Source organism: Methylocystis sp. H62 (assembly GCF_015709515.1).
GTDB lineage: Bacteria > Pseudomonadota > Alphaproteobacteria > Rhizobiales > Beijerinckiaceae > Methylocystis.
On sequence record NZ_JADNQZ010000045.1, the window covers coordinates 38,769 to 56,592 of the forward strand.

At 63.4% G+C, this 17,824-nt stretch carries 18 protein-coding genes and 1 pseudogene; 7 read left to right on the top strand and 12 right to left on the bottom strand.

Annotation, left to right across the window (positions count from 1 at the left end):
* Positions 1 to 8 precede the first annotated feature (8 nt).
* Positions 9 to 2,276, bottom strand: coding sequence for a DNA topoisomerase IV subunit A (gene parC, locus IYY11_RS05195; protein ID WP_196402943.1), 2,268 nt, complete (start codon positions 2,274 to 2,276; stop codon positions 9 to 11).
* A gap of 253 nt (positions 2,277 to 2,529) precedes the next feature.
* Between parC and IYY11_RS05200 the strand changes: the two genes are divergently transcribed.
* The gene (locus tag IYY11_RS05200) at positions 2,530 to 2,772 is read left to right on the top strand and encodes a hypothetical protein (protein WP_246719643.1); all 243 of its coding nucleotides are present in this window, start codon (positions 2,530 to 2,532) and stop codon (positions 2,770 to 2,772) included.
* 42 nt (positions 2,773 to 2,814) lie between these two features.
* Here IYY11_RS05200 and recO read toward each other — a convergent pair whose 3' ends face one another.
* The 6 genes from recO to IYY11_RS05230 all read right to left on the bottom strand — a co-directional run bounded on the left by recO (position 2,815) and on the right by IYY11_RS05230 (position 7,252).
* Complete coding sequence (recO, locus tag IYY11_RS05205; protein ID WP_196402945.1) at positions 2,815 to 3,546, bottom strand: DNA repair protein RecO; 732 nt, start codon at positions 3,544 to 3,546, stop codon at positions 2,815 to 2,817.
* A 7-nt stretch (positions 3,547 to 3,553) separates the two neighbouring features.
* Positions 3,554 to 3,760, bottom strand: a complete 207-nt coding sequence (locus IYY11_RS05210; RefSeq protein ID WP_196402993.1) for a DUF1737 domain-containing protein — start codon at positions 3,758 to 3,760, stop codon at positions 3,554 to 3,556.
* A gap of 64 nt (positions 3,761 to 3,824) precedes the next feature.
* Positions 3,825 to 4,751 carry a GTPase Era gene (era, locus tag IYY11_RS05215; RefSeq protein ID WP_196402946.1) on the bottom strand — a complete coding sequence of 309 codons (927 nt, stop codon included), beginning with the start codon at positions 4,749 to 4,751 and terminating at the stop codon, positions 3,825 to 3,827.
* On the bottom strand, positions 4,748 to 5,455 hold the full coding sequence (gene rnc, locus IYY11_RS05220) for a ribonuclease III (RefSeq protein ID WP_196402947.1): 708 nt from the start codon (positions 5,453 to 5,455) through the stop codon (positions 4,748 to 4,750). Before rnc ends, era begins: the two co-directional genes overlap by 4 nt.
* Before the next feature lie 19 nt (positions 5,456 to 5,474).
* Complete coding sequence (lepB, locus tag IYY11_RS05225; RefSeq protein WP_196402994.1) at positions 5,475 to 6,245, bottom strand: signal peptidase I; 771 nt, start codon at positions 6,243 to 6,245, stop codon at positions 5,475 to 5,477.
* Positions 6,246 to 6,496: 251 nt separating this feature from the next.
* Positions 6,497 to 7,252 (bottom strand): pyridoxine 5'-phosphate synthase, encoded by a 756-nt coding sequence (locus tag IYY11_RS05230; protein ID WP_196402948.1) that lies wholly within the window; start codon positions 7,250 to 7,252, stop codon positions 6,497 to 6,499.
* 114 nt (positions 7,253 to 7,366) lie between these two features.
* Here IYY11_RS05230 and IYY11_RS05235 point away from each other — a divergent pair, with 114 nt between their 5' ends.
* The 4 genes and pseudogenes from IYY11_RS05235 to IYY11_RS05250 all read left to right on the top strand — a co-directional run.
* The gene (locus tag IYY11_RS05235) at positions 7,367 to 8,248 is read left to right on the top strand and encodes a GyrI-like domain-containing protein (protein ID WP_196402949.1); all 882 of its coding nucleotides are present in this window, start codon (positions 7,367 to 7,369) and stop codon (positions 8,246 to 8,248) included.
* 87 nt (positions 8,249 to 8,335) lie between these two features.
* Complete coding sequence (locus IYY11_RS05240; RefSeq protein WP_196402950.1) at positions 8,336 to 8,629, top strand: DUF1778 domain-containing protein; 294 nt, start codon at positions 8,336 to 8,338, stop codon at positions 8,627 to 8,629.
* 31 nt (positions 8,630 to 8,660) lie between these two features.
* Positions 8,661 to 9,149, top strand: a complete 489-nt coding sequence (locus tag IYY11_RS05245; protein ID WP_210331242.1) for a GNAT family N-acetyltransferase — start codon at positions 8,661 to 8,663, stop codon at positions 9,147 to 9,149.
* Positions 9,150 to 9,304: 155 nt separating this feature from the next.
* Positions 9,305 to 9,514, top strand: a pseudogene (locus tag IYY11_RS05250) (hypothetical protein); the annotation flags it as partial.
* Positions 9,515 to 9,562: 48 nt separating this feature from the next.
* On the opposite strand, the gene IYY11_RS05255 reads toward IYY11_RS05250, so the two are convergent.
* Both IYY11_RS05255 and rpoZ read right to left on the bottom strand, forming a co-directional pair.
* Positions 9,563 to 11,773 (bottom strand): bifunctional (p)ppGpp synthetase/guanosine-3',5'-bis(diphosphate) 3'-pyrophosphohydrolase, encoded by a 2,211-nt coding sequence (locus tag IYY11_RS05255; protein WP_196402953.1) that lies wholly within the window; start codon positions 11,771 to 11,773, stop codon positions 9,563 to 9,565.
* Between the two features lie 250 nt (positions 11,774 to 12,023).
* Positions 12,024 to 12,410 carry a DNA-directed RNA polymerase subunit omega gene (gene rpoZ / locus IYY11_RS05260; protein ID WP_018409711.1) on the bottom strand — a complete coding sequence of 129 codons (387 nt, stop codon included), beginning with the start codon at positions 12,408 to 12,410 and terminating at the stop codon, positions 12,024 to 12,026.
* Positions 12,411 to 12,797: 387 nt separating this feature from the next.
* Between rpoZ and IYY11_RS05265 the strand changes: the two genes are divergently transcribed.
* Complete coding sequence (locus tag IYY11_RS05265) at positions 12,798 to 13,409, top strand: NYN domain-containing protein (RefSeq protein WP_196394703.1); 612 nt, start codon at positions 12,798 to 12,800, stop codon at positions 13,407 to 13,409.
* A 72-nt stretch (positions 13,410 to 13,481) separates the two neighbouring features.
* Here IYY11_RS05265 and smpB read toward each other — a convergent pair whose 3' ends face one another.
* Complete coding sequence (gene smpB, locus IYY11_RS05270) at positions 13,482 to 13,958, bottom strand: SsrA-binding protein SmpB (protein ID WP_018409713.1); 477 nt, start codon at positions 13,956 to 13,958, stop codon at positions 13,482 to 13,484.
* 49 nt (positions 13,959 to 14,007) lie between these two features.
* Positions 14,008 to 14,901: a 4-hydroxy-tetrahydrodipicolinate synthase gene (gene dapA / locus IYY11_RS05275; protein WP_196402954.1), complete on the bottom strand. Its 894-nt coding sequence runs from the start codon at positions 14,899 to 14,901 to the stop codon at positions 14,008 to 14,010.
* 236 nt (positions 14,902 to 15,137) lie between these two features.
* On the opposite strand from dapA, the gene IYY11_RS23250 reads away from it, so the two are divergent.
* Positions 15,138 to 17,390, top strand: a complete 2,253-nt coding sequence (locus IYY11_RS23250; RefSeq protein ID WP_196402955.1) for a lytic transglycosylase domain-containing protein — start codon at positions 15,138 to 15,140, stop codon at positions 17,388 to 17,390.
* 1 nt (position 17,391) lies between these two features.
* Here IYY11_RS23250 and IYY11_RS05285 read toward each other — a convergent pair whose 3' ends face one another.
* A complete protein-coding gene (locus IYY11_RS05285) occupies positions 17,392 to 17,784 on the bottom strand; it encodes an SH3 domain-containing protein (RefSeq protein WP_196402956.1) in 393 nt (130 codons plus the stop codon).
* Positions 17,785 to 17,824 lie beyond the last annotated feature (40 nt).

Below are 17,824 nucleotides of genomic sequence, written 5' to 3' on the forward strand. Positions count from 1 at the left end.
ACGAGGGATCACCCAAACCGATTATTCCTCGGAAATCCTCGCGGCGGCAGCCGCCCCGCTTCGGCGCGGTGGCCGATCCAGTCCTTGAGTTCCGCCTTGTCGATTGTGAAGACTCGGTTCGAGGCGTCGGTCCATGTCAGCCCGTCTTTGAGCGCAAAAACCTTCGCGTCGGCGACGCCGCCGTCCTTGTAGCGCTGCATGCGCACGCCCTTGCCGCGCGCCATGCGCGGCGCTTCGCTGAGCGGAAACACCAGGAGCTTCCTGTTCTCGCCGATGATGGCGATATGATCGCCCTCCGCCTGCGTCACGATCTTCAATATAGAGGGCGGCTCGACGTTGAGCGCCGCGCGCCCCTTGCGCGTCGAGGATAGGAGATCATCTTCGCTCACGACGAAGCCGCGCCCGTCATTGGTCACGAGCAGCAGCGCGGCGCCCGCTTCATGCGGCAGCACGGCGACGACATCGGCGCCTTCCTCGATCTCGGCGAAGAGCCGGATCGGCTCGCCATGTCCGCGCCCGCCGGGAAGTTTCGAGGCCTCTAACGTATAGGCCTTGCCGTTCGCTGCGAGCGCCAGGATTTTCGACGTCGTCTGCGCGAAGAAGGAAGCGCCGAGTTCGTCGTCGCCCTTGAACTGCAGCGTCGAAAGATCCTGCACATGACCCTTGAGCGCGCGAATCCAGCCCTTCTTCGAAACGACGATCGTCACCGGCTCGCGTTCAATCATCGCCTCGGCGAGGTCGAGATCAATCGCCTCGGGCGCGTCTTCGAAACTCGTGCGCCGCTTGCCCTTCGGCGTCTGCGAGCCGTAGGTTTTTTTGAGTTCGCGCACCTGCCAGGCGATGGTCTTCCACTGCTTGTCGTCATCGGCGAGCAGCGACTCGATCTCCTTGCGCTCGTCCGAAAGTTCGCCGAGCTCCTTCTTCAGCTCCATTTCTTCAAGCCGGCGCAGAGCGCGCAGCCGCGTGTCGAGGATGTATTCGACCTGCAAATCGGTCAGCTTGAACGTCTTTTTCAATTCCCCCTTGGCGTCGTCCTCTTCGCGGATGATGCGGATCACCTCATCGAGATTGAGGAAGACGATGACCATGCCTTCCAATTGCTCGATGCGCCGAACGATCGCGGCGAGGCGATGGCGCGAGCGGCGCTGCAGCACGGTCCGGCGATGGTCGAGCCATTGCCTTAAGGCCTCGTCGAGCGAAACGACACGCGGCGTCACGCCGTCGACGAGCACATTCATGTTCATCGGAAACCGCGTTTCGAGCTCGGAGAGCTTGAACAGAGTCTCCATCATCAGCGCCGGGTCGACGGTGCGCGCGCGCGGCTCGAAAACGATGCGCACGTCTTCCGCCGATTCATCGCGCACATCGGCGACGAGCGGCAGTTTGCGCTCGGAGATGAGTTCGGCGAGCCGTTCGATGAGGCGCGACTTCTGCACGCCGTAGGGGATTTCCGTGACGACGATGACCCATCCGCCGCGCGGCAGCTCTTCTTTGATCCAGCGCGCGCGCACACGAAACGAGCCGCGCCCGGTGCGATAGGTCTCGATGATCTCGTCGCGCTTGTCGACGATGATTCCGCCCGTCGGAAAATCCGGCCCCTGCACGAAGGTTAAGAGCTGTTCGGCGGTCGCCTTGCGGTGAGAGATGAGATAGAGCGCCGCGTCGCAGAGTTCGGCGAGATTATGCGGCGGGATCGACGTCGCCATGCCGACGGCGATCCCCTGCGCGCCATTGGCGAGCAGATTGGGCAGCGCCGACGGCAGCACCACCGGCTCCTTCTCCTCGCCGGAATAGTTCGGGATGAAGTCGATCGCGTCTTCGTCGATGCCTTCCAGAAGAGAGCGCGCGACCGCCGTCATGCGCGCCTCGGTGTAGCGATAGGCGGCCGCCGAATCGCCGTCGACATTGCCGAAATTGCCCTGCCCGTCGACGAGCGGATAGCGAGAGGAGAAATCCTGCGCGAGGCGCACCAGCGCATCATAGATCGCCTGATCGCCATGCGGGTGGAACGAGCCCATCACGTCGCCGACGATCTTTGCACATTTCTTGAACGGCGCGCCGGGGTCGAGACGAAGAATATGCATCCCGTAAAGGATGCGTCGGTGCACGGGCTTCAGCCCGTCGCGCGCGTCCGGCAGCGCGCGGCCGGTGATGGTCGAAAGCGCGTAGCGTAGATAGCGCTCCTCGAGCGCTTCGCGCAGCGCGACCGGCGCGATCACGCTAACCTCGCCTGCGCTCTTGCCTTTTCCGCTTCCGCCGCCGCCCTTTTGCGCCATCTCAAAAACCCGATTCTGCCTTTGCGATCGGTACTATGGCCGCGAGGGCGTCGGCGCAAGCGAAGGATTTCGAAGCGGCTCTTTAACTGTGAAAGGATGTCGTCGATGTATCGACTGCGTTTTGTGCGGCAATGTAACAAATAAGGTCTTGCGGGCGCCGTGTGTCGTCCTTTAGAAGCTTTGCGAAGCGATGGCGCGGATCGGCGCGGTCGACTTTTCGCCGGTTTTCTGCGGCTTTCAAAACATGGCGTCCATGAAGAAACTGTTTTTGGCGCTGATCGCGGCGCTGCTCGTGACCTCCGCCTCGTTTGCTTTGGATCGATCGCAAATGACGGTCTCCGGCCCGACGCTCGCCGCGCGGGACCGCGCGGCTCAGGCGCGCGACGCTGACGAAGACATGCAGGCGATCTGCCGCGAAGTGCTCGTCGACATCGATCAGGGCTACGGCGTCAGCAGCCATGAATCGCGTTATATTTGCGGCGACAAGCGCCGCTAACCGATCCGCCGACGACTCTACGCCGCTGCGCTTTTCGCTCTCTCACGCCACGGGCAAAAGAGCGCCGACGTAAAGTTCGCGCGCCGCCGGCAGCGCGACGCCGCGCGGCTTGAGCACGTCACGCGTGAGGAAATATCCGGTCAAGCGGAACGCCGCAATGAGATCGGCCTGCTCCGCCACAATGCTCTCATGCTGAAGAAAGTCGGGATAGAGCAGGAGTTTCTCGCGCCACGGCGCGCCGGCGGCGCGGCTTACCGCGCGGCCCGATTTCGGCGACACATAGGCGAGATCCTCCCTCGCGCCGGTCAGCGCGCAAGCGTTGAGATCGAGTCCGAAGCCGAGCGCGCCGAGCAGCGCAAGTTCGAATCGCGCCAACATCGTCGCGGCGCCTTCGGCGGCGCGAATATCGCCGAACAGCGCCGCAATGGCGTCGGCCATTTCGAACAATTCCTCATGAGGGTCGCGCTCCGGCAGCAGACGCAGCAGCTCGCAGAGCGAGACGACGCCATGGAGCGCCGCGGCGCGGTCGAGGAAATAGGCGGCGCGGGCGACGAGCGGCTCGACCGTCAAGGCGCCGAGATGGTCCTCAAGACGCGCGCGCCACTGCGCCGCGACGAGATTGCCGGGCTGCAGAATCGGACGGAGCCGGCGCGAGCGACCGCCGCGCACGAGACCAAGATGGCGGCCGTGTCCGCGCGTCATCACCTCGAGGATGACGGAAGTTTCGCCATGCCGACGCGCGCCGAGAATAAGAGCGTCGTCGCGCCATTCCATATCAGGCTCACACTTCGGAAAGCTTCATATCCGGCCTGTAGTCTAAGTCTTCGACATCCTTGATCAAAGCCTGGCCGCAAATCACCCGGTTTTGCGTCGAGTCGAAGGTGAGCGACGGCGATCCGTGAAGTCGCCAGCCGAGGCTCAACGCTTCCGTGACGCGATGGCAAAACGCTGCGTCGTCGGGCCCGGTGAGAAAACGATAGGCGGTCATCGCCTTGCGTTCGTTCGACATTCGATTCTCCAGCGCCGCGCGAATCACCTGACCTTGGCCGATATTATTTCCCTTTCGGGAAATCCAGGCGCATCTCGCGATAGCGCTCTGGGTCGTCGGCCCAATTTTCCCGGACCTTCACGAACAGGAAGAGATGCACCACCTGTTCGGCGGCCTCGGCGATCTCGCGGCGGGCCGCCTGACCGATGGCCTTGATGGTGCGGCCGCCTTCGCCGATGACGATCTTCTTCTGGCTGTCGCGCGCGACAAAGATCGTCTGCTCGATGCGCGCCGAGCCGTCCTTCTGATTGGTCCAGGAGTCCGTCTCGACAGTCGACTGATAGGGCAATTCGTCGTGCAGCCGCTCATAGATCTGCTCGCGGGTGATTTCCGCGGCGAGCAGCCGCAGCGGCGCGTCCGAGAGCTGATCCTCGGGATAGAGCCAGGGCGAGGGCCCCATGCGCTGCGCGAGCGCCTGGCGCAGATCGCCGACGCCGTCGCCTTTCAGCGCCGAGATCATGAAGGTTTCGTCGAATTTCTCGCGCGCGTTCAGCGTTTGCGCCAGCGCCAGCAGCCTTTCGCGGGGGATGAGATCAATTTTGTTCAGCACAAGGAGCTTGGGCGCCTTGGCGTGCTGAAGCTGCGTCAGGATCGCGTCCACTTCTTCGTCGATCCCCTTGCGGGAGTCGATGAGCAGCGCGATCACGTCGGCGTCGGCCGCGCCGGAGAGCGCGCTGGCGACCATGGCGCGATCGAGCCGCCGTTTGGGCTTGAAGATGCCCGGCGTGTCGACAAGGATGATCTGCGCCGCGCCCTCGATGGCGATTCCGCGAACGAGCGCCCGCGTCGTCTGCGCCTTGCGCGACACGATCGAGACCTTGGCCCCGACAAGTTGATTGAGCAGCGTCGACTTGCCGGCGTTGGGCGCGCCGACCAGCGCGGCGAAGCCGCAGCGCGTGTCTTCTCGCGCCAATTCGTCGTCGCCGCTCATGTATCGCCCTTCCCTGTGGCCGCGTCCTCGCGGGCCAGAAATGCCGCCGCCGCGGCCTGTTCCGCGACCCGTTTCGAGGCGCCCGATCCGGGCGCCGCCGTAAATCCCTGCACCTCCACGACGACCTCGAAGAAGGGCGCGTGGTCCGGTCCGCTGCGGGCGACGAGCCGGTAGCGGGGCGTGGCGAGGCCGCGCGCCTGAGCCCATTCCTGCAAGGCGGTCTTCGCGTCGCGCAAATCCTGGCCGCTCGCCGCCATACGGTCGCTGAACGCCTTGCGAACGATATGTTCGGCCGCGGCGGCGCCCCCGTCGAGAAAGGCTGCGCCAATGATCGCTTCGCAAATGTCGCCGAGCAAGGCGCGCTTGCCGCGTCCGCCGGTCTGGGCCTCGCCCTCGCCGAGCCGCATCGCTGCGCCAACGCCCCAGACTTCGGCCACCTCGGCGCAGGTCTCCTTACGCACCAGCGCCGCGAGGCGGCGGGACAGCTCGCCTTCGCTCTCGTTTGGAAAGGCGTCATAGAGCATGTGCGCCACGGCGAGGCCGAGCACGCGGTCGCCCAAAAACTCCAGCCGCTCGTATGAATCGCGCCGGGCTGGCGAGGCGCTGACATGCGTCAGCGCCCGGCCGAGCAGCGCCGGATCGGCGAAGTCATGTCCGATACGCGCCTCGAGCTCAGCGAGCCCCTTCTCGCGGCCGCGCGTCATGTCGCGCCTGTGCGTCCGATCAATGAACGGGCCGGAACAGCCGGTCCCACCGCACGGACCATGGCCAGCGCCAGAAGGCGAGCGCCGATTCGTCCTTCCTGACCGAGAAGAAGATGATCTCGGCGCGGCCCACGAGATTGACGAAGGGCACGAAGCCGACGCCGCCAAGCTCTGGCGCGATGCGCGAATCGGTGGAGTTGTCGCGATTATCACCCATCATGAAATAGTGGTCGGGCGGCACCACGAACAGCTCGGTGTTGTCGTTGATGCCGTGATCGCCCTCGATTTCAATGATCTTATGTTCGACCGCGGGATGATCGCCGTTGCCCGGGAGCGTTTCCTCGTAGGTCGTCACGGGGACTTCGCGGCCTTCGCGGTTCTCCGTCACCTCCTTTTCGAGCGGGGTGCGGGGCACGATGACGCCGTTGATATAGAGCCGGCCGTCGATGACCTGGATGCGGTCGCCGGGAAGGCCAATGACGCGCTTGATATAGTCGGTCTCATTGTCCCGCGGCAGCTTGAAGACGATGACGTCGCCGCGGTTGGGGGGCGAAGCCAGAATGCGGCCGGAAAAAATGTCGGGGCCGAACGGCATCGAGTAATTCGAATAGCCGTAGGCGTATTTCGACACGAAAACATAATCGCCGATCAGCAGCGTCGGGATCATCGAGCCCGAAGGAATATTGAACGGCTGAAAGAGCAGCGTGCGAATGACAAGCGCGATCGCCAGCGCCTGAAGGATGACCTTGATGGTTTCGAGAACCCCGCCCTCTTCGCGTTTTTCAGCCACCGGAACGTTCCTGCTCAAGCCGACTCACTCCTCATGCATTTGGGCGGCGTCGGCCCGCCCGGCCGCCCGGCTTAACACGCTAAAGCTTCCATGAGAACCTTCGCCCAAGCCAAAGAATAGCCCCAGGCCGGCGTCAAATGGATGACCGCCCGCCACCTTAGCGCGCTCAGCCAGCGCGTCTCCGCCCGATCGGGATTAACGCTAACGCCGCGCTTGCGCTTGCGATGCGCCGACCGGGCAGCGCCTTGGCCCTAAAAGGCTTGCGCCCGGCCCTGCTCCATCGCCTCCCGCATCCGCCGGATCGCCTCGCCGAGCCCGACGAATATCGCCTCGCCGACGAGAAAATGGCCGATGTTGAGTTCGACGATCTGCGGCAAGGCGCTCACGCGGCGCGCCGTCTCATAATCGAGGCCGTGGCCGGCGTGAATTTCGAGGCCGAGGGCGGCGCCATAGGCGGCGGCTTGCGCGACCCGCGCGAATTCCGCTTCGGCCCGCGCCATATCGCCGACCTCGACGGCGTGGCACCAGGCGCCCGTATGGAGCTCGACGACGGGGGCTTTCATCAACACGGCGGCGTCAATCGCCTCTGTCGACGGCTCGATGAACAGCGAGACGCGCACGCCTTCCCGCGTCAGCTGATCGACGTAAGGCAGCAGGTAGTCGTGCTGGCCGACGACGTCGAGGCCGCCCTCGGTCGTGCGCTCGGTGCGCTTTTCCGGCACGAGACAGACGGCGTGCGGCGCGGTCGCGACGGCGATGTCGAGCATCTGCTCGGTCGCCGCCATTTCGAAATTGAGCGGTTTCGAAATCGCCGCCTTCAGCCGGGCCATGTCCGCGTCATTGATGTGACGGCGGTCTTCGCGCAGATGCGCGGTGACGCCGTCGGCGCCAGCTTCGATGGCGAGCAGCGCGGCGCGCACGGGATCGGGCCGCGGACCGCCGCGCGCGTTGCGGACGGTGGCGACATGATCGACGTTGACGCCGAGGCGAAGGGGCGGCGAGGTCATTGCGCTCTATAGCGCGCAGACGGACGGTTTGTCATTGGCCACGCGGCCGACGCCAGCGGCGTAAAGAGCAATTTCAGTCAGGAAGCCGGCCGTTGCGCTTGCTACGATGCAAACATGGAGACCAAGACAAGGCGAAAGGAACCTGACTATGCGCGACGCATCAACCGCGTGCTGGATTACATCGACAAGCATCTCGACGAAGAGCTGACCGTCGACGCGCTGAGCGATGTCGCGAACTTTTCGAAGTTCCACTTCCATCGGCAGTTCTCCCATCACTGCGGGATTAGCCTCGCACGCTACATTCAATTCATGAGGCTCAAGAGAGCCTCTTATCGACTGGCGTTCAATCCGACCGCGCCGATCATCGACGTCGCGTTGGATTCGGGGTTCGAAAATCCTGAATCCTTTTCCCGCGCTTTCAAGGCCGCCTTCGGCCAGACGCCCAGCGCGTTCCGCAAGACGCCGGACTGGGCGTCCTGGAGCGCGCGATCTCGAATAAGCCTCCCACCCAGTGAAAGGACTGAAGAGATGGACGTAAAAATCGTCGACGTCGAACCCGTGTTGGTCGCGGCGCTCGAACATCGCGGCGCGCCGGCGCTGCTCAACGACTCAGTGCAGCGCTTTATCGCCTGGCGAAAGTCGTCGGGGCTTTCTCCGGTCAACCAATGCGAGACCTACGGCGTGCCCTATAACGACCCCAACACGACGCCGCCCGAGGAGTTTCGCTTCGACATTTGCGGCTCGGCGCCGGCGCCGGTTCCCGCGAATGAGCAGGACGTCGTCACAAAGACGATCCCGGGCGGGCGCTGCGCCATGATGATCCATGCCGGTTCTCGCGACCGGATCAGCGAGAGCGTTTACGCGCTCTATCGCGATTGGCTGCCGGAATCGGGAGAGGAATTACGGGATTTCCCGGTCTATTTCCACTATCTGAACCTCGATCACGACACGCCCGAACACCGCCATCTGACCGAAATCTATCTGCCGCTCAAATAGAGTCGGACGGGGCGGCGCGCCCGCCATTTGACGCGCGCGCCATACGGCTGTGTTGTAGTTGTCAACACACATTGATATGATACCGAAATGAACGCTCGCTCCCGCCCATCCGCCGAAGTCAATATTCACCTGCGCGCCCGCGCGCGGGACAAGAAGCTGATTGACCAAGCTGCGGAACTGGTGGGGTCGAACCGTTCGCAATTCATGATGGCCTCGGCGCTCAAAGAGGCCAAAAACATCCTGCTCGACCAATCGACCTTCTACGCCGACGCGAAAGCTTTCAAAAAAATCATGGACTGGATGGATGCCGAAGCGACGCAAGACGAGGCGGCGGGCATGAAGCGCATCCTTCAATCCAAAGCCCCGTGGCAGAGTGACTGACGCAGCGCCTTTATTCAGTCCGCCCGTTTTATTGACGCAAGCGCATGATGCGGCGTCGTTCGACTGTGGCGAACCCGTGCTCGATGACTGGCTCCGCAATCGCGCATGGGACAATATGCAAGTCGCGGCCAGCCGCACCTATGTGATTTGCCCCGCCGGGTCGGGCCGGATTGTCGGCTTCTTTGCGCTGAGCATGGGGCAAATCCTCGCGCAGGACGTCAAAGGCTCCATGCGCCGGAACATGCCGAGACAGATTCCGGCGGTGACGCTCGGGCGTCTGGCGATCGATCGCGCGTGGCAGGGAAAGGGATTGGGGCGCGCGCTGCTTGCCGATGTGGTGCGGCGGTCGCTGCGGGCGGCGGCGGAGGTCTCGGCGCGGCTGGTGATTGTCCATGCGATCTCGCCCGACGCCGAAGCCTTTTACCTGCATCACGGATTCACCCGCCTGCCGGGGGAGGCCCCAACGCTCGCTCTCGACCTGCTCAAGCTGCAAAAGCTGTCGAAGATGTCCAAAATATAAAGAAGCGCCATCGGAGTTGAGGGGGTCAAGACGCGCCGGAATTACGCGCAATCGGCTCAAATGGAAATCGCACCGATTGGCACAGTGCGCCTTGACGAGGCTGGCCACGGCTCGGGAGTTGTGAAGCTGGTGTCTATTGCGCCAGGCGGTCGGGACACGGAAGCGTGCTTTCATCTCTGGTCGAAGCCTATGCACGGCGTCTCGGGATAACGACCTTGTTGGTCAACGCAGCCCCCGACGCTGTGGGCTTCTATGAAAAAATGGCATGGAAAAAAGATATTTGGGACGAGTCGGAACTCAGAGGATTGGCCGCTGACTGCATTCAGATGACGAAGGAAATTACTGCTGAAACGATCAACCGATAGTTTCGAGCAACTATCTGAAACGACCTGAAACGGTCACGCCCCAATTAGCTACCCAATCATCCGCTCGACCTTGCTGACCAAAGCGCTCGCGCGCAGCCGCGTGACGACGCCGTTCAGATGTTTCAGATCGGCGACTTCGAGATCGAAGGTCATTTCGCGGAAATCCGGCGAATGCGCCTTGAAGCTGATGTTGTCGATATTGGCGCCGGTCTCTCCGATGAGCGTCGCCAGCGCGCCGAGCGAACCGGGCTCATTGAGCGCCGTCACGACGATGCGGACGGGAAACAGCGCCGAAGAGCCGGCTTCGATATCCCAGCGCACGTCGAGCCAGCGTTCAGGCTGGTCGTCGAAGGCGGTGAGCGAGGGCGACTGGATCGGATAGATGGTGATGCCTTCGCCCGGCGTGAATATGCCGACGATGCGGTCGCCCGGCACGGCGCCGCCGTCCGGCGAAAATCGCACCGGCGCGTCGCCGCGCAGCCCGCGAATCGGAATCGCGCCGCCGCCATCGTCTTTCGCGCCGGGCGCCTTGAAGACGACATTGGCGTTCGCCTTGACGCCGAACCAACCCGGCTCGCCGGGTCGGATGGCGGCGGGCCCGGCTTTGCGCTCTTCGCTGAAATCCGGATAGACCGCCTTGACGACGTCGCCCGAATAGATTTCGCCGCGGCCGACGGCGGCGAGCGCGTCTTCGACCGACGGCCGCGCGAGCCTGGTCAGCGCCGCCTTCAGTTTCTCTTCGCTCCACACGCGCCCGGCGCGCTCGAAGGCGCGTTCAACGATCTGGCGGCCGAGCCCGGCATATTGCTGGCGCACCGCGTCGCGCGTCGCGCGTCGGATCGCGGCGCGCGCCTTGCCGGTCGCCACCGCGCCCTCCCAGGCGGCCGGCGGAACATGCCCCTCGGCGCGGATGATCTCAACCTCGTCGCCGTTTTTGAGCTGCGACAACACCGGGCCGACGCGCCCGTTGATCTTCGCGCCAACGGCTGAATCGCCGAGCTTCGTGTGCACGGCGTAGGCAAAATCGATCGGCGTCGCGCCGCGCGGCAGCGCGATCAATCCGCCCTTCGGCGTAAAGCAGAACACCTGATCTTGAAACAGTTCGAGCCGCGTATGCTCGAGAAACTCCTCGGGATTGTCGCCATGCGCGAGGAGATCGAGCGTTTCCTGCAGCCAGCGGAAGGCGCGGCTTTCCTTGGCGAGCTGCTCGCGGCCATGCGCGCCGACCGCATCCTTGTAGAGCGCGTGCGCGGCGATGCCGAAGCGCGCGATCTCATGCATTTCGGCGGTGCGAATCTGAAGTTCGACGCGCTGATGGCCGGGACCGATCACCGTCGTATGGATCGAGCGGTAGTCGTTCTGCTTCGGCGTCGAGATGTAATCCTTGAAGCGGCCGGGAACGTTTGGCCACTTGGTATGCACGACGCCGAGCGCGCGATAGCAGTCTTCCACCGCGCCGACGATGATCCGAAAGCCGAAGATGTCGGACAATTGCTCGAAGGAGATCGATTTGCGCTCCATCTTGCGCCACACCGAAAAGGTCGACTTCTGGCGTCCGGTGACCGCCGCGGTGATGCCGCGCGCCTCGAACTCCTTGGTGAGTTCGTCCTCGATGCGCTTGATGATGCGTCCGTTCTTCGCGCGCAGATCGTGCAGTCGCTGCTCGATGGTCTGATGCGCTTCCGGCATCAAATGCCGGAAGGCGAGGCCCTCGAGCTCCTCGCGCAGCCGCTGCATGCCCATGCGGCCGGCGAGCGGCGCGTAGATGTCGAGCGTCTCCTGAGCGATGCGCGCGCGCTTTTCCTGCGGGACGAAATGCAGCGTGCGCATGTTGTGCAGGCGGTCGGCGAGCTTGACGAGCAGAACGCGCACGTCTTCGGCGACGGCGAGCAGCAATTTGCGGAAGTTCTCGCCCTGCCGCGCCTGCTTGGTGACGAGATCGAGCTTCTCGATCTTGGTCAGGCCCTCGACGAGTTTACCGATCTGTTCGCCAAACAGCCGGTCGATCTCTTCGCGCGTGGCGTCGGTGTCTTCGAGCGTATCGTGCAGAACGGCCGCGACGATCGTCGCGTCGTCGAGCTTCAGATCGGTGAGGATCGCTGCGACTTCGAGCGGATGGGAAAAATAAGGGTCGCCGGAGGCGCGGGTTTGCGCCCCGTGCGCCTTCATCGCGTAGACATAGGCTCGGTTTAGCAAATCCTCGTCGACGCGCGGGTTATACTTCCGCACGCGTTCAACAAGTTCGTACTGACGCATCATGCGCGTGGCGCCAATGACTGGTTATGCGCCGACCCGGCCGCCGCCCAAGCGTAAATTCCACGCAAAAGGCAAGCGAGCGGCGCCGGAGCGGCGAGTGTGTTGAGCGAGAATAGCGCACGCCGGCCGCCATGACCAACGACCATGACCAACGCCCATGACCAACGGCGACGATGCGCGAATGCGCAGCTCTGGCAGGAGACGTCGCGGCGGAGACGCGTCGCGAACGCCCCGCCAGCGGGATCGGGCGAACCTACTCCGCTTCGTCCTCGACCTCTGCGGGCGGCACAAGCCCTTCGAGACCACGCAGCAGGTCTTCTTCCGTCATCCGGTCGAAGGGGCCCTCGACTTCGAGTTCGCCAGCGACCGCGGGGGTCAAGGCCGGCGCCGCTTCGGCCTCCGGCTCGTCGACTTCGACGTGATGCTGCAGCGAGTGGATGAAATCCTCGGAAAGATCTTCCGGCGCGAGCGCCGATTCTGCGATCTCGCGCAGGGCGACCACAGGATTTTTGTCGCGGTCGCGATCGACGAGGATCGGCTGACCAGAGGAGATGTTTCGCGCCCGATGCGCCGCGAGAAGGACAAGGTCGAAGCGATTTTCGATCTTGTCGACGCAATCTTCGACAGTAACGCGCGCCATCTGCTGTCAAGCTCCATTCGGTTCGGGAGTAGCGCTGATACGCCAATTAGGAAAATTAGGCAATAATCTCTTGGTTCTAGACGCGCGGGCGATTTTTTTTGACGCTGCTGAGCGGATTTTTTCTAGAAAATGCCCACTCATGGCCCCGTAAAAAAACGCAGTTCCTCTTGACGCTGCGACATGGAGAGGCGATGTATTTGCTAGAGATGCGTGCGGCGCTTTTCAAAGATGGCTGTGATTAGCCGGCGAATGCAGCGAGAACGGCTCAGTCGCGATTTGTTAATTTAGGCGCCGGACGTTGAGATTGTGCGAAACGCCGAAACTGCGGGTTGACGGCGTTAGCCGGCGCCGCCCGCGTTAACACCTTAACCCGACCGTGAGACTAAGATGGCAGATATCGAACGAACTGCGTTGTTCATTGACGGCGCGAACTTATACGCGACCGCGAAATCGCTCGGATTCGATATTGATTATAAGCGCTTGCTCCGCGAATTCCAGGGCAAGGGCCGCCTCATCCGCGCGTTCTACTACACTGCCTTAATCGAGGACCAGGAGTATTCGTCAATCCGTCCTCTGATCGATTGGCTGGATTACAACGGCTATGCGGTCGTGACCAAGCCGACCAAGGAGTTCGTCGATTCGCTCGGCCGCCGCAAAGTTAAAGGCAATATGGACATTGAGCTCGCGGTCGACGCCATGGAAATGGCCGGGCATATCGACCACATGGTTCTGTTCTCCGGCGACGGCGACTTCCGGTCGCTGGTCGAGGCCGTGCAGCGGCGCGGCGTGCGGGTTTCGGTCATTTCGACGATCACCACCCAGCCGCCGATGATCGCCGACGAATTGCGTCGGCAGGCCGACGAATTCATCGACCTTATCCATCTTGTCGGCAAGATCGGCCGCGATCCGGGCGAGCGCGCAGAGCGCATGCAGCGGTATCAGGAGCGTCCTCGCCCCGCACCGCAAGCCGCTCACGCCGAAGAGGAAGACGGCGAGTGACGGCAAGGTCCCGACGGAACACCAGAGGTTCGGCGTCTCGATATCGGGGCGCCGAATTTTTGTAGGTCGGGGTCAGCCGCGCGCGCGCAACAGCCGGCCTTTTTCGCGGCTCCAGTCGCGCTTCTTTTCGACTTCGCGTTTATCGTGCAGCTTCTTGCCCTTTCCGAGGGCAATTTGCAGCTTGGCCCTGCCCTTGGCGTTGAAATAGAGCTTCAGCGGCACGATCGTCATGCCTTCGCGCTCAATAGCCTGCGAGAGCTTGGCGATCTCTCGCGACTTGAGCAGCAGTTTGCGCGGCCGCTTCGGCGGATGGTTGAAGCGGTTGCCGGCGAGATATTCGGGAATGTTGGCGTTGACGAGCCACGCCTCGCCTTGCCGATCGACATGGGCGTAGCTTTCGGCGATCGTCGCCTTGCCCGTGCGCAGCGACTTCACCTCAGTGCCGGTCAGCGCCAGCCCCGCTTCGAAAATTTCGCCGATTTCGTAATTGTAGCGCGCCTTGCGGTTATCGGCGACGACTTTGAAATTCGGATCCGGCTTTGCGGCCACTGATTTTCCTCAAAGCGTCTCGATGAAGGAGAGACGCGACTCTGGCGCCTTAGGCGGGGAGCACGCCGGCGTGGATCATCGCCGCGCGTATGCGATCCTTAGTGGGTTGCGTGCAGGGCACCAGAGGAAGACGCACCTCTTCTTGAGCCTTGCCCAGAAGCGACAGCCCGTATTTTGCGCCCGTGACGCCGGCCTCAACAAAAGTCGCGACATGCAGCGGCGTCAGCTTGTCCTGAATCTCCAGCGCCTTGGCGTAGTCGCCGGCAAGACAGGCGTTCTGCAGATCGGCGCAAAGCCGCGGCGCGATGTTGGCGACGACCGAGATGCACCCATGCGCGCCCGCCGCCATGCAGGCGAGCGCCGTGAGATCGTCGCCCGAAAGCTGGATGAATTCCGGCCCCATCGCCGCGCGTTGCAGCGAGATGCGGCCGATGTTGCCGGTCGCGTCCTTCACGCCGACGACATTCCTCAACTCGGCGCAGCGCTTCATGGTCTCGACGCTCATATCGATGACCGAGCGCGGCGGAATATTGTAGATGATGATGGGAATCGAGACGGCGTCGTTGATCGCCTTGAAGTGCAGATATAGCCCTTCCTGATTGGGCTTATTGTAATAAGGCGTGACGATGAGCAGCCCATCGGCGCCCGCGCGCTCGGCATGCCCAGCGATGGCGATCGCCTCGCGGGTGTTGTTCGAGCCCGCGCCGGCGACGATCGGCACGCGCCCGCGCGCGGCGCGGATCGTCTCGGTGATGACGCGCCCATGCTCTTCATGGCTCAGCGTCGGGCTCTCGCCCGTGGTGCCGACGGGCACGAGGCCATGCGTTCCATTTTCGATCTGCCAGTCAATCAGCGCGCGCAGGGCGTCATAGTCGACCTCTCCATGGGAAAACGGCGTGACCAGGGCCGTCATCGACCCATGAAAAATCGGCTTTCCACTCATAGAATCAAAGCTTTCCCTACGCCTCAGAGCCGCCGTAATCGCGTCGCTAGGATTGAACGCCCTTCATAGCGGTTGGGCTGCGTCGAGGAAAGCCCCACTTATAAAGCCCGACACTGTGCTATAAGCCCCACGCGATAATGGGAGACGACGAGAGGTCGAAGACAGCCGGCGCGCGAAGTTGACCCTTCGTAAACCAAATGAGCGCAGCTTTTTCACACCAGTAGGGAAACGCGCTGATGATGTTGCCTCGACGCGTCGCGACACGGTTCAAACTGACGGTCGGCATCGCCGCCCTCGTAATTGCGGCGCCCGCTTTCACCGGCCTTGACCGTCTTGGCGACGGCGAGGCGAAACGCAAAACCGCCTCGCGCTGGACGCCGTCGATTCCCTTCAGTCTCGGCGCCTGGCGCTCGCGGGTCGGCACGTTGCAGGAGACAGTGCGCGAATTCGTCGAGCGCAAACGCGGCGACGATGAGGCGGCGCATCCTCTGGAAAATTCGCTCTTTGCCGCCGATGAAGGCGCGCTGCCGCCGATCGTCGCCTATGCGCCTGCGCAGAACCGGCTCAACGTCGACGCGCTCGCGCATCCCGCCGCCGCCCTGCTGGGAGACGACGCCGAGGTTTTCACCCAGGCGGTCGCCGCATACAGGTCCGGAGATTTCGCGCAAGGCGACGACGCCGCGTCGCGGCTCCATGCGCCGCTTGCCGAGGCCGCCGCGCGTTGGACCGGCCTTCGGCTTCATGCCCACGAAGCCGGGTTCAGGCGCATCGCCGAATTCCTTGCGGCTCACCCCGATTGGCCCGCCGGCGACTGGTTGCGTCGTCGCGGCGAGCAGGCGCTCGTCGCCGAGCGCCACGCCGACAAGAGCGTGCTGGCCTGGTTCGCGGACGACAAGCCGCTCACCGGCTTTGGCAAATATGCCCTGGCGCGGGCGATCGCACGCGAAGGCGATTTCGAATCGGCGGCGGCGCTGGCGCGCGACGCCTGGCGCAACGAGGATATCGGACAGGGGTTCGACACGACCTTCAATAAGGAGCTCGGCGAGCTTCTGACCCCCGCCGATCACAAGTTCCGCGCCGATCGTCTGCTCTACGCTGGAAAGAACACGCTCGCGTTGCGCACCGCCGAGCTCGCCGGCAAGGACGTCACGCTGCTCGCCCGCGCGCGCATCTCCGGCGTCGAAAAGCTGGCGGCTTCTTTGCCGGCGTCTGTGCAGAACGATCCCGGACTGCTTTACGGACGCGTGCACAAGCTGCGTAACGACAAGAAATTCGCTGAAGCGGGCGCGCTGCTGCGCAATGCGCCGCGCGACATCGAGAAGGTCGTCGACGGCGACGTTTGGTGGGAAGAGCGGCGCATCGTCGCCCGCAAGCTTCTCGACCAGGGGGATCCGCAGACCGCTTACACGCTTTGCGCGGATCACGCCGCCGCCAAGACCAGCAATAAGGTCGACGCTGAATTCAACGCCGGCTGGATCGCCCTGCGGTTCTTGAACGACCCGATCAAGGCCGAGCGCCATTTCACGCGGCTTGCGCAGGTCGCCGAGACTCCGCTGCAAAAGTCTCGCGCGTACTATTGGCTGGGACGTGCGGCGGAAGCCGCGCACGCCGAGGACGACTCCAAAGCGCGCAAGTTCTATCTCCAGGCGGCTGCGCATTCGACGACGTTCTACGGTCAGCTCGCCAATTCCCGCCTCGGCGCCGATGAGCGCCCGCTTCGCCCGCCGCCGACAGCCGCCGCGGGCGACAGCCGAGCCGAAGCGGTTCGCGTCGCGGAGTTGCTGTTCTCCGTGGGCCAGAAGGAGGTCGCGGCGCCGCTTGCGCTCGATAGCGCAAAATATTTGCAGGACGAGGCGCAGGTCGCGGCGCTCGGAGAGGTCATTGCGCGCCAGGGCGACGCGAAACTCTCGCTCATTTTCGGCAAAGCCGCCTCCTATAGGGGAATCGCGCTCGACGACGTCGCCTTCCCCGCCTACGGCGTTCCCGATTTCAACGCGCTTCCTGGCTCCGCGTCCCGTTCGATCGTCTTCGCCGTCGCGCGCCAGGAAAGCGCCTTCGATCCCAAGGCCGTCTCCTCCGCCGGCGCCATGGGCCTGATGCAGATGATCGCCTCGACGGCGCGGCACACCGCCTTTATGCGCGGCGTCAGCTTCGACATGTCGCGGATGCTGAGCGACCCGCCCTTCAACGCTCAGCTCGGCGCGGCGCATCTCGGCATTCTGCTGGGCGAATATCGGGGCGCCTATCTCCTCACCTTCGCCGCCTACAACGCCGGCGGCGGTCGGGTGAAGCAATGGATCGACGCCTATGGCGACCCACGCAAGCCCAATGTCGATCCGATCGACTGGGTCGAGCGGATTCCGATCACCGAAACGCGCAATTACGTCCAGCGGGTGATGGAGAATTTCGTCGTCTATCGGGCGAAGTTCGAGGATACGGGAACGCGGTCGCCGCAAGTCGAACTGGCGCGCGCCGGCGACAGCCTGTGATCTAGCAAGGAAAGCGGTTATGAGAGCCGAGGAGTTCGCCCAGCGGCCAGCTGTGGCGCAGCTCCGTCAGCGGCTCGGCAAAATATTGCGTGCTGCCCGAATAGGGATAGCCGAAATCGCAGCCGGACGTCTGGGTGACCCTAGACGACATGAACACGAGCTCTAGGGTCGCGACAAAAAAACGCTTCTTGTCGATGGCGATGCGCGTCCAGCTTGGATCGTCGCGCAAGATTTTGACCTCCGTCCCAGCCGGCGCGGTCGTGATCGCCGCATAATTCTCCTCTGGACCCGCGCGCAGCACCGCCGGGTAGGCGAGCGTCAGCTTTATCGCCGCCGCCTGCTGAGCGCAGGAGAGCGCGCCGAAAAGAACAAAGGCGAATAGCGACCGACGCATGCCGACTTCCCTGGTTTTGATGTGCGCTCGCGCAATCCCC